The sequence below is a fragment of the Streptomyces sp. KPB2 genome (assembly GCF_003950055.1).
GTDB lineage: Bacteria > Actinomycetota > Actinomycetes > Streptomycetales > Streptomycetaceae > Streptomyces > Streptomyces salinarius.
Window position 1 is genome coordinate 7,219,075 of the sequence record NZ_CP034353.1, and the last position, 11,631, is coordinate 7,230,705.

An 11,631-nucleotide genomic window follows, 5' to 3' on the forward strand; every position below is an offset into this window, starting at 1 on the left:
GGTCGAGTCGGACGGGCGTGAAGTCCGCTACCGCGCGCGGGCGTTCGACGGCGCGAGCAGCGAGAGCAGTCCCCGGACACCCGCGTCGAAGGCGGCGGGCGAGCCGGAGGCGCGGGCCAGGACGTAGCCGCCCTGGACGGTCGCCACGACCGCCGCCGCGACCTCCTCGCCGTCCAGCCAGGGCGCGAACTCGCCCTGCTCCCGGCCCTCCTCCACCAGCTGGGCGATCTGCTCGCGCAGCCAGTCGAGGGTCTCGTCCACGGGGGCGCGCAGGGCGTCGTCGGCGATCACGTCCGGGTCCATCGTCAGACGCCCGACCGGGCACCCGCGCAGCACGTCGCGCTCGCGCCGCAGATACGCCTCGATGCGCTCGTACGGCGTCCCCGGACCGGCGAGCACGGCACCGGCGGCGGCGCGCATCTCCTGGGCCGTGCGCCGGATCGCGGCGAGCGCGAGATCGGGCTTGCCCTTGAAGTGGTGGTACATGCTGCCCTGCCCGGCCCCGGCCCGCTCGAGGATCGCCTTGGGGCTGGTGCCCACGTACCCGCGCTCCCACAGCAGCTCGCGAGTGGACTCGATCAGTCGTTCCGAGGTGCTCATGCACTCACTGTACATACTAGTAGTTACAGAGTCGAGCGATCGACGGGAACCGGTGAGGCGCAGCCGGGGGAAGCAGCCGCGGGCCTCCGGCGTACTCCCCGCGGGGTACGCACACTGCCGCTGGCCGTACGACGACCCGGACCCCCTCCCGGAGCCAGGCTCGGAAGCGACACGAGAGACATCGCGACCGAGGAGTTGGACGACATGGAGACCCTGGCACAGTTCGGCGACGGCGGGCCCGGCCCGTGGATCCTGCTCTTCCCGGTGATCTGGGCACTGGTCATCGGCGGCGGCATCACCCTGCTGCGCCGCACGGTGTGGCGCGGACGCCGCGGCCCCGGACGGCCGACGACCGTCGCGGACGACTCGCCCATCACCGTGCTCGGCCACCGCTTCGCATCCGGCGAGATCGACGAGGACGAGTACTGGCGCCGGCTGTCCGTGCTGGACGAGCAGTTCGGCCGGACGGGCAGGGGAGGTGCGGCATGACCACGACGACCGTCACCCGGGCCGCCGCCCGGGTCGTGGACGCCGTGAAGGTGTACGGCGGTGGCGACACCGCCGTACGCGCCCTCGACGGCGTGAGCGTCGACTTCCCGGCCGGTCGCTTCACCGCCATCATGGGGCCCTCCGGCTCCGGCAAGTCCACCCTGATGCACTGCGCCGCCGGACTCGACACGCTCACCTCGGGCTCCGCCCGCATCGGCGAGACCGACCTGAGCACCCTCGACGACCGGCGGCTCACCCTGCTGCGCCGCGACCGCGTCGGCTTCGTCTTCCAGGCCTTCAACCTGGTGCCGACGCTGACCGTCGCCGAGAACATCACCCTCCCCCTCGACCTCGCCGGACGCAGGGGCGACACCGAGTGGGTCGACGCGCTGATCGACGTCGTCGGACTGCGCGACCGCCTCCACCACCGGCCCGCCGAACTCTCCGGCGGCCAGCAGCAGCGCGTCGCCGTCGCCCGTGCCTTCGCCGGGCAGCCGGACGTCGTCTTCGCCGACGAGCCCACCGGCAACCTCGACTCCCGCTCCGGCGGCGAGGTGCTCGGCCTCCTCGGCCGCACCGTGCGGCAGACCGGGCGCACGGTCGTCATGGTCACCCACGACCCCGTCGCCGCCGCCCACGCGGACGAGGTCGTCTTCCTCGCCGACGGACGCCTCGTCGACCGCATGGACGCGCCGAGTGCCGACAAGGTCCTGGACCGGATGAAAGCCTTCGAGGTGCCGTCATGAACGCCCCCGTCCCCGTCCGCCTGAGCGTCTCCTCGCTCAGGGCCCACAAACGCCGCTTCGCCGGGACGTTCCTCGCCGTGGTCCTCGGCGTCGCCTTCCTGGCCGGCACCCTGGTCATGGGCGACACGCTCCGCGCGAGCTTCGACACCATGTTCGGCAACGCCGCCGACGGCACCGACGCCGTGGTGCGCAGCGCCGACGCCATCACCACACCGGGCGAGAGCCAGGGCGTACGGCAGCCCGTCGGCACCGACCTGGTCCGGACCATCGAGCGGGTGCCCGGGGTCGCCGCCGCGGCCCCCAGCATCCAGGGCGCGGGCCAGCTCGTCGGCGCGAACGGCGAGCCGATCGGCGGCCAGGGCCCACCCACCCTGGCCGGCAACTGGATCACCGACCCGGAGCTGAACCCGTACCGCCTCGCCGAGGGCCACGCCCCGCAGAAGTCCGGCGAGGTCGTCGTCAATCGCGGCACCGCGGAGAAGGGCGGCCTGGCGATCGGCGACACCACGACCCTGCGCACCCCCGACCCCGTCCGGGTCACCGTCGTCGGACTCGCCACCTTCGGCGGCGAGGACGGAATGGCCCAGGTGACCTACACCGGCATGACCCGGGCCGACGCCGAGAAGTACCTCACCGCACGGCCGGGCGAGGCGGCGAGCATCCAGGTGCGGGCCGGCCCGGGCGTCGGCCAGCGGGAACTCGTCGACCGGCTCACCCCCGTACTGCCCGACGGCGTCGAGGCCATCACGGGGCAGGAGTCGGCGGCGGAGAACACCGACATGATCTCCAGCCAGTTCCTGACCCTGTTCACGACCTTCCTGCTCGTCTTCTCCGGCATCGCCCTGCTGGTCGCGACCTTCTCGATCCACAACACCTTCGCCATCGTGGTCGCCCAGCGCACCCGCGAGAACGCCCTGCTGCGCGCCCTCGGCGCGTCCCGCCGCCAGGTCACCGCCGCCACCCTCGTCGAGGCGGCCGTCGTGGCCGTGACCGCGTCCGCCGCCGGGCTCGCGGGCGGCATCGGCATCGCGGCCGGACTCCAGGCCCTCTTCCCGGCGATCGGCTTCCCCTTCCCCGACGGTGCCCTGGTGATCAGCGCGCTGTCGCTGCTGCTCCCGCTCGCCGTCGGCGTCGTGGTCTGCCTCGGCTCCGCCCTGCTGCCCGCGGCCCGGGCCGGCCGCACCGCACCCCTGGCCGCGCTGCGCGAGACAGCCGTCGACACCTCCGGCGCCTCCCGCGCGCGGGCCGTCACCGGCACGGCGCTGCTCGCGCTCGCCCTCGCGGTGACGCTCGTCGGGGTCCTGCTCTCCCCGTCGGTATGGCTTGCGGGACTGGGTGCCGTCCTCACCCTGGCCGCCTTCGTGGTGCTCGGCCCGGTCGCCTCCGCCGCCGTGGTGAGGGTCCTCGGCGCTCCGCTGAGCCGGCTGCGCGGCGTCACCGGCGTCCTCGCCCGGCGCAACGCCCTGCGCAGCCCCAAACGGACGGCGGCCACCGCCGGGGCGCTGATGATCGGCGTGGCGGTCGTGTCGCTGTTCACGGTGTTCGGCGCCTCGCTGAAGGCGACGATGGACCAGACCGTCTCCCGTTCCTTCGCGGGCGACGTCGCCGTCAGCGCGCCGTCCTTCGGCGCCGGCGGCAGCGGTCTGAGCCCGCGGCTGGCCGGCGCGGTCCAGGAGCTGCCCGAGGTGGAGACCGCCGTCGGCCTCGGCCGGGGCGTGGCGGAGGTGGACGGCGACGGACGGGCCCTGACCGTCACCGACCCGGCCGCCCTGGACCGCACCTTCGACCTCGGCACCGTCCACGGCTCGCTCGACGACCTCGGCACCGACGGCATCGCGGTCACCGCGAGCGAGGCGGACGAGCAGGGCCTGACCACGGGCGACACCACACGCCTCACCTTCACCGACGGGCGCAGCGAGACCTTCACCGTCCGCGCGGTCTACGGAGAGTCCGAACTCGCCGGCGACTACGTCGTCACCCGCGCGGCCTGGGCCCCGCACCGCACCCAGGACTCCGACACCCTGGTCGCCGTCACCTTCGCGGACGGCGTGGACGTCGCCGCGGGCAAGGCGGCGGTCGAGCAGGTCGCGGGCCGGTACGGCAACCCCGAGGTGCAGACCCGCGCCGAGTACGCCGAGTCCTCGGCGGGCGGCATCGACATGATGCTGACCCTCGTCTACGCGCTGCTCGCCCTCGCGGTGCTCATCGCGCTGCTCGGCATCGCCAACGCCCTCACCCTGGCGGTGCACGAGCGCACCCGCGAACTCGGGCTGCTGCGCGCGGTCGGGCAGACCCGGGCCCAGTCGCGCGCCATGGTCCGTTGGGAGTCCGTCCTGGTCGCCGCCTTCGGCACGGCCGGCGGGCTCGGGCTCGGCGCCTTCCTCGGCTGGGTCCTCGTGGCGGCCTCCGACGGCGCCTCGGACAGCGCGTTCGTCTTCGCCCTGCCGCCGGTGCGGCTCGCGGTGGTGGCCCTGGTCGGTCTCGCGGCCGGTGCCCTGGCGGGCCTGCGCCCGGCCCGGCGCGCCTCCCGCCTGGACGTACTGCGCGCGGTCGCCACGGAGTAGCCCGCGCCGGCCCGGCGATCCCCCGCTGAACCCGGGCGCCGGTGCGGCAGGGGGAGCGCGCCGGTCGCCACGCCGGTCGACGGCGGTCCCGCGTTTCGCGCCGACCGCCCACCCGGCGGGCAAGGGCCGCCCGGTCACGGGGACCGGCCCGGTACGGACGAGGTCGGCAAGGCCGGACCCGTCGAGGCCCGGGCACACCGCCGGCAGCAGAGCGAGCGTCACGGAGGGCACGGGAGCAGCCCGGCCGGCGTCCTGGAGATCTGCGAGGGGACCCGTGGCCTTCCGCGCCGGTCCGGCAAGGCGGCTCGGCAAGCAGGAGCGCGTCCCACTCGACCGGACCCGCTGCCGCATGCCGCCGCGTGTCGTGCCGCCGCCCGCCGCTCCGTCCCGCGTTCCCCGGGCGGCGGAAGCACCGTCAGAGTCGGTACCGGCCCCGCCGGTCGCCGACCGCCGGGGACGCGAATCCGCCTTCCGGACACCGCCGGAACCGCGACGCGCGGTCCGCGGCAGCGGACGGTCACCGCCCGGTCAGCCGACAACGGCCGACCGGGCGGGAGCGGGTTGGGGGCTGCCGAGTCCGACCGCGTGCTCGACCTCGGCGAACGCGGCGGCCGGCACCTCTTCGACCAGACGACGCGGCGGGCGGGCCGACACGGGTGGCGCGGCGGGCGACGGGGCGGTGACGGCCGTCGGGAGCGTGAACCAGACGACCTTGCCCGATTCGCCCTCCGGCCGTGCGCCCCAGCTCTCGCTCATCGCGGCCACCATGGCGAGCCCGCGCCCGCACGTGGCCAAGGGCTCGGCGTCGTCCACGACGGGCAGTCGCGGATCGTGGTCGCGCACGGAGACCGTGAGCCGGTCCAGGAGCAGTTCTATTTCCACGGTGCACGTCTTGTCCGGCCGGGCGTGCAGGTGGACGTTGGTCAGCAACTCCGTCACGCCGAGCACCGCCCGGTCGATCAGGAGATCCATATGCCAGTAGCGCAATTGCGCAGATACGATTCTGCGGACCTGGCCGATCCGCGACGGCAGGGCTTGCAGCTCCACCGTGCAATGTCTGCTTGGGTGACTGATCACGGCTGCGACTCCCCGACATAGAGGTCCGGAAGAACACGGAGTTCGGATCCAGCGAGGCGCACACGGCGCACGCCGCCCGCTGTCATGGCCGGCGGGCTGGTTCGCAGCGTTATCGCCGGTAAACCCAGAGTGACGTGAGACCAGCGTGACGCAAGGGGTGAGGCACCGCAACTTACGGACATCTCTCAGACGCGGCGTCCGGCCGCCCTGCGCACCGCCTCGATGAAGCGGCGGGCCGCCGGCGGACCCGGCTCGCCGGGGGCGGGGTCACGCTCGCCGAGGGTCAGCAGGTACCGCTTGCCGTTGAGGTCGGCGAGCGCGCGGTCCTCGGGACCGAACCACGGGCGGGAGGCGCGCACCGCCTGCACCGGCGCGCTGTCTATCTCGCTGCCATAGCTGGTGAGCAACTCGACCCGGCCACCGCTGATCCGGACCGTCCCGGCCCGGGTGAGTGACCGCAGCCGCTTGCCGATCCGCACCCCCGTGGCCCTGAACTCCGGCTCCGCCATGGCCGTCGCCCCCTCGTGCCCGTCGGTTGCCGGACCGTGCACCGACCGCGATGCTCCCGGTACCGGCTCGTGTCGTGCTCCAGTGTGCGCCCGCGACGGGAATCCGGTCCCGCCGCTGGCAGTCTGCCCGCACCGCGCCCCGAGCACCAGTGCGCGCCGCCCCTTTCCGGAGGCGACCGGAGCACTCGCGCGAATGCGCCCCCCGCCGCGCCCCCGCCGCGTCCACCGCGCCGCCCCAGGGGTGTCTTTGGGACTCCCAAAGAGGTGTTTATGCAGGTGAGAAGCGTGTGGAAGGTGTTTATGATCGAGCTGTCGGCCGCGCTGTTCCGCCGTCGGCGCGCAGCGTAAGGAGCCCCGAAGTGAGCACTGACCGGCCGACCGCCCCCGGCGCCACCCTCGACATCGACCGCAGCGACGCCGCCTACCGCGCCTGGCTGAAAGAGGCCGTCCGCAAGGTCCAGGCCGACGCCAACCGCTCGGCCGACACCCACCTGCTCCTGTTCCCGCTCCCCGAGCGCTGGGGCATCGACCTGTACCTGAAGGACGAGTCGACCCACCCGACGGGCAGCCTCAAGCACCGCCTCGCCCGCTCCCTGTTCCTCTACGGCCTGTGCAACGGCTGGGTCCGGCCGGACCGCCCGGTGATCGAGGCGTCCAGCGGCTCGACGGCCGTCTCCGAGGCGTACTTCGCGAAGCTGATCGGCGTTCCGTTCATCGCCGTCATGCCCCGCACGACGAGCACCGAGAAGATCCGCCTGATCGAGTTCCACGGCGGACGGTGCCACTTCGTGGACGACTCCCGGCGGATGTACGAGGAGTCGGCCCGCCTCGCGGCGGAGACCGGCGGCCACTACATGGACCAGTTCACCTACGCCGAACGCGCCACCGACTGGCGCGGCAACAACAACATCGCCGAGTCGATCTTCCGTCAGCTGCGGCTGGAACGGTATCCCGAGCCGTCCTGGATCGTCGCCACGGCCGGCACCGGCGGCACCTCCGCGACCCTCGCCCGCTACGTCCACTACATGCAGTACGACACCCGGGTCTGCGTCGCCGACCCGGACAACTCCTGCTTCTTCGAGGGCTGGACCACCGGGGACCCCGACGTCTCCTGCGACCACGGCTCCCGCATCGAGGGCATCGGCCGGCCCCGGATGGAGCCGAGCTTCGTGCCGGGCGCGATCGACCGCATGATGAAGGTGCCGGACGCGGCGAGCGTCGCGGCGGTGCGCGCCCTGGAGCGGGCGGTCGGGCGCAAGGCGGGCGGTTCCACGGGCACCGGGCTGTGGAGCGCGCTGAAGATCGTCGCCGAGATGGTGGCCGCGGGGGAGCGGGGCAGCGTCGTGACGCTGCTGTGCGACCCGGGGGACCGGTACCTCGACAAGTACTACTCGGACGACTGGCTCGCCGAGCAGGGCCTCGACATCGATCCGTACACGGCGGCGATCGAGTCCCTGCTGCGCACGGGAACCTGGCCCCGCTGACCGGCCACGGCCCGTGCCGGGCTACGGACGCCGCAGCCGCCGGTCCAGTGACGTCACCGCGCCCCGGAAGGCCCGTCCCAGCCCGGGACGCGCCCGGTCGAGCACGAAACGGAACAGCGCGGTGCCGTCCGCCGCGAACGTCCACCGCACCCGTGTGCCGGTACCGGCCGGCGTCAGCCGCCACTCCTCCAGCATCGCCCGGGCGCCCGGTGCGTTGGTGACGTCGACCCGGTAGGCGTACACCTCGGGACGCTCGGCCGCCAGCACCGTCTCCACGAAGCGGGTACCGCCCCTGAGCCGGATCTCGCGCCCCGCGCCCTCACCGATGGGCCGGGCGAACGTCACCGCCGAGAACCACGCCGTCCAGCCGGGCACGTCCTCGGCCAGGGCGCGGAAGACCGCGTCGGGAGCGGCGGAGATATCCCGTGCGAAGACCAGGCGTACCGGCGCCGTCTCGACGAAGTCGAGACCCACCGGACGCAGTCGGCGCGCCATGACCACCACCCCCTTGTGCGAAGCCGCGCGTGCGGACGATCGGCCGGGTGGCGCCACCATAGCCCCGGGGGCGTCGAGTGTCAGCGTGGCGGGCGCCACACGGGGTCCCGGCGCCGCGCATCGTTCCAAAGCCGAAGCCGAAGCCGAAGCCGAAGCCGAAGCCGAAGCCGAAGTCGGAAGTCGGAAGCCGAAGCCCCCGCCGGCGTCAGTCGGCCGCGGGCTCCGGCTCGCCCGCCACGACCAGCCCGAGGTGCTCGGCGACCTCCGCGCGAGCCCCCGCCGACAGGCCGGAGTCGGTCACCAGCGTGTCCACCTGCTCCAGCGTCGCGAACGAACTCAGGCCCACCACGCCCCACTTGGTGTGGTCCGCCACCACCACGACACGCCGTGCCGACTGCACGAGCCGCCGGTTGGTCTCGGCCTCCGCGAGGTTCGGCGTGGACAGGCCGGCCTCGGCCGATATGCCGTGCACACCCAGGAACAGCACGTCGAAGTGGAGGGTCGCGATCGCCTGGTCGGCCACCGGGCCCACCAGCGAGTCGGAGGGCGTGCGCACACCGCCGGTGAGCACCACCGTCGCCGAGCCCTGCCGCGCCCCCGAGGTGCGCTGCGCCACGTGGAACACGTCGGCCACCCGCACCGAGTTGGTGACCACCGTCAGATCCGGCACGTCCACCAGCCGGTGCGCCAGGGCGTACGTCGTCGTGCCGCCGGACAGGGCGATCGCGGCGCCCGGCGCGACCAGTTCCGCGGCGGCCCGCGCGATGTCCTCCTTGGCGGTCGGCTCCAGGCCCGACTTCGCCTCGAACCCGGGCTCGTGGGTGCTCGCCTCGGCCACCGGGACCGCGCCCCCGTGCACCTTCTCCAGGACACCCTGCCGGGACAGCGCGTCCAGGTCGCGGCGGACCGTCATGTCCGACACGCCGAGCTTGCGGGTCAGCTCGTTGACCCGGACCCCGCCCCGGCGGCGCACCTCGTCGAGGATCAGGGCGCGTCGCTGCTCCGCGAGGAGGTTCGGATTCTCACTCACGTACGCTTCGGTCCTTTCGCCGCAAAACCGTCCGACACGCCGACGCACTCGCTCCGATGAGGACTTCTCCCCGCACCCGTGCGCGGACGCCCCATCCTCGCACGCCCCGCGACGGCCCGCGCCACCGCCCGCCCGGCCGCACAGGTCACACGGTTCGGGGAGATTCCGTGCCCAGGGGTGTAGGACGCCCCCGGAATGGAGATCCTTGTGCCCGCACGGACACAGCCGACGGCGCGTCACGGGGGAGTGCGGACAGTGAAAGAGGCGCAGGAAAGGGCCGGGAAGGGCGGGAGGGACGACAGAAGCGGCACCGCCCTGGAACTCCTGGTGCACGGAGTGGGCGGTACGACACCCGCCGAGATGCTGGACGACCCGCGGACCGTGCGGATCACCGGCGACCACGTCGCGGCCGTCTTCCGGCGCACCGAGGACGCCGACGCCGAGTCCCGGCCCGAGGACTACCGCGGCCGACCGGTGCCCGAGGCCTACGTCTGGTGCAACCTCACCTCCGGCAACGGCACCCGCGCCCTGTGGCTGCTGCTCCTGCCCTTCATGGTGGTCAACATCGCCCACTGGATGCGGCCCGCCGCCGACGGCCGGATCCGCACGGTCCGCCTCTACGGGCTGCTGCTGCGCCTCACGGGCCTCACCCTGACGGTGCTCCTGGTCGGTGCCGCCTGCGAGGTCGCCCTCGACCTCGTCGCCTGGCAGTGCGCGGGCACGCGCGCGTGCGTGGAACGGCACTCCTGGCTGGGCTTCCTGTCGCCGGTGATGTCGGACGGCGGCTGGTGGAGCCCGCCCGGCCGCAGGCTCGCCCTCGCGGCCGCGGTGCCCGCCGCGCTGACCGGGCTGCTGTGGTACCTGTCGCTGCGCACCTGGCGTGCGTACGAGTCCCAGCAGCCCATGGCCCGCGAGACCGACCACGAGGACACCCCCCGCGGCGGCGCGCTGGGCCGGCCCGGGTTCTGGTACGGGCGCCGCCTGGTGGCCCGGCTGCGTGCCGCTCACACCGCCGCCGGGCTGCTGACCGTCGCCGCGGGGGTCGGCGTCCCCGCGGCCCGCTTCGACCGCCGGCCGGGCGGACCCGCGCTGCTCGACACGCTGGGATGGGTGCTGCTGGGGGCACTGGCCGCGGGGGCGGTCGCCGTGGTGGCGGTGGTGTGCCGCCGGGGCCGCAGCGAGCGGCGCCTCGACCGGGAACTCGACGCCCACCTCGTGCGCAGCCTGCCGCTCGCCGCCCTCCTCCTGTTCGTCCTCGCCCTGCTGTACGGCGGCTGGGCCCGCCCCGGGTGGACGTCGCACGGGCGGCTCTCCGGAGACCTGGCCTTCGGCACCGTCGCCCTGGTGCAGGGGCTGCTCGTCATCGCGCTGGCCGTGGTCGCCCACCTGCTCCACCGCAGCCGCCCCGACGCCCGGGCCGCCGTCCGGGGGCTGGGCGGTCCCGCCGTGGCCATGCTGGCCTGCGCGCTGGGCGGGGTCATGTCCGGCGGCGTCGCCCAGCGCGTCTCCGACTGGATGGACGGCACCGGCACCTTCCTCGAAGGCCCGCCCGTCCTGCTGACCTGGCAGGCGTCCGTCATCCCGCCGCTGCTCCTCGTCCTGCTGCTGATGTGCGCCGCGCTCGCCCGGCACACACTGCGCCTGGCGCGCGCGGAACGGGACGCGGTGGAACACGACCACCCGGGGGAGACCGGGGACCCGGCGCGCACCCGGCGCATCGCGCTGACCCGGGCCACGGCCACGCTCACCGACCGGGCGCCCCTCCTCGTCGCCCTGATCTCCACCGCGACCCTGCTGCTCGGCGCCGGAGCCCTGGTGGGCGCCCTGACGACCGACCAGGTGCCCGGCGAGGCCGCGCGCGGCACGTACGCCGTCGTCCAGGGCGCCGCGCAGACCGCACAGGAACTGGGCTCCTGGCTGATCGGGCTCGGCTTCATACTGTTCGTCACCTGGGGCCGGCGCGCCTACAAGGACGCCTCCGCGCGGCGCACCATCGGCATCCTGTGGGACGTCGGCACCTTCTGGCCGCGCGCCGCGCACCCCTTCGCACCGCCCTGCTACGCCGAGCGCGCGGTGCCCGACCTGACCTGGCGCATGGCGACCTGGACCCGCGTCACCGGCGGGCGGCTGGTCATCTCCGGGCACTCGCAGGGCAGCGTCCTCGCCGCCGCCGCGTCCTGGCAGCTCGAACCGTCCGCCCGCAAGCGGGTCGCCCTGCTCACCTACGGCTCCCCGCTGGAGCGGCTGTACGGCCGCTGGTTCCCGGCCCACTTCGGTCCCGACGCGCTCGCCTCGCTGCACGAGGAGGTCGACTGCTGGCGCAACCTGTACCGGCGCACCGACCCCATCGGCGGCCCGATGCGGCTGCCGGGCGACGCGGGCCCCGCGGTGGACCGCGCACCGCTCAAGGACCCGCTGACGTACGGCCGTACCGAACTCCACCCGCTGCCCGCGCCGATCCTCGGCCACTCCGACTACCAGGCCGACCCCGCCTTCGCCGAGGAACGCGCACGGCTGCTGGCCCGGCTGCGCCCGGAGGTGCCGGCGCCCCGCCACATGGACGGCGCGGCGACGTCCGTCCCGGCGGCGGACGACGCGACCGGGAACTGCTGAGACCTGCCGGGGCCCGTGGTCGGT

The 11,631-nt window shown here is 74.2% G+C and carries 10 protein-coding genes; 5 read left to right on the forward strand and 5 right to left on the reverse strand.

Features of this window, described 5'->3' with window-relative positions; all coding sequences use genetic code 11:
- Positions 1-27 precede the first annotated feature (27 nt).
- Positions 28-615: a TetR/AcrR family transcriptional regulator gene (locus D1J63_RS32685; RefSeq protein ID WP_164713072.1), complete on the reverse strand. Its 588-nt coding sequence runs from the start codon at positions 613-615 to the stop codon at positions 28-30.
- Between the two features lie 189 nt (positions 616-804).
- Here D1J63_RS32685 and D1J63_RS32690 point away from each other — a divergent pair, with 189 nt between their 5' ends.
- From D1J63_RS32690 to D1J63_RS32700, 3 genes are read left to right on the forward strand one after another with little or no spacing between them, the layout of a single operon-like run.
- Positions 805-1,089 (forward strand): SHOCT domain-containing protein, encoded by a 285-nt coding sequence (locus D1J63_RS32690; RefSeq protein ID WP_125633915.1) that lies wholly within the window; start codon positions 805-807, stop codon positions 1,087-1,089.
- The gene (locus tag D1J63_RS32695; protein WP_125633916.1) at positions 1,086-1,835 is read left to right on the forward strand and encodes an ABC transporter ATP-binding protein; all 750 of its coding nucleotides are present in this window, start codon (positions 1,086-1,088) and stop codon (positions 1,833-1,835) included. The genes D1J63_RS32690 and D1J63_RS32695 overlap by 4 nt, the downstream gene beginning before the upstream one ends.
- Positions 1,832-4,399, forward strand: coding sequence for an FtsX-like permease family protein (locus D1J63_RS32700; RefSeq protein WP_125633918.1), 2,568 nt, complete (start codon positions 1,832-1,834; stop codon positions 4,397-4,399). Before D1J63_RS32695 ends, D1J63_RS32700 begins: the two co-directional genes overlap by 4 nt.
- A 528-nt stretch (positions 4,400-4,927) precedes the next feature.
- On the opposite strand, the gene D1J63_RS32705 is transcribed toward D1J63_RS32700, so the two are convergent.
- Positions 4,928-5,476, reverse strand: a complete 549-nt coding sequence (locus D1J63_RS32705; protein WP_206436797.1) for an ATP-binding protein — start codon at positions 5,474-5,476, stop codon at positions 4,928-4,930.
- Between the two features lie 185 nt (positions 5,477-5,661).
- A complete protein-coding gene (locus D1J63_RS32710) occupies positions 5,662-5,985 on the reverse strand; it encodes a hypothetical protein (RefSeq protein ID WP_007446867.1) in 324 nt (107 codons plus the stop codon).
- Between the two features lie 359 nt (positions 5,986-6,344).
- Here D1J63_RS32710 and D1J63_RS32715 point away from each other — a divergent pair, with 359 nt between their 5' ends.
- Positions 6,345-7,469 (forward strand): PLP-dependent cysteine synthase family protein, encoded by a 1,125-nt coding sequence (locus tag D1J63_RS32715; protein WP_125633922.1) that lies wholly within the window; start codon positions 6,345-6,347, stop codon positions 7,467-7,469.
- Positions 7,470-7,490: 21 nt separating this feature from the next.
- Here D1J63_RS32715 and D1J63_RS32720 read toward each other — a convergent pair whose 3' ends face one another.
- A complete protein-coding gene (locus tag D1J63_RS32720; RefSeq protein WP_125633924.1) occupies positions 7,491-7,964 on the reverse strand; it encodes an SRPBCC family protein in 474 nt (157 codons plus the stop codon).
- Between the two features lie 205 nt (positions 7,965-8,169).
- Entirely contained in the window at positions 8,170-8,994 is an 825-nt protein-coding gene (locus D1J63_RS32725; RefSeq protein ID WP_102931853.1) for a DeoR/GlpR family DNA-binding transcription regulator, read from the reverse strand.
- Positions 8,995-9,249: 255 nt separating this feature from the next.
- On the opposite strand from D1J63_RS32725, the gene D1J63_RS32730 reads away from it, so the two are divergent.
- Positions 9,250-11,607 (forward strand): hypothetical protein, encoded by a 2,358-nt coding sequence (locus tag D1J63_RS32730; RefSeq protein ID WP_125633926.1) that lies wholly within the window; start codon positions 9,250-9,252, stop codon positions 11,605-11,607.
- Positions 11,608-11,631: the final 24 nt, after the last annotated feature.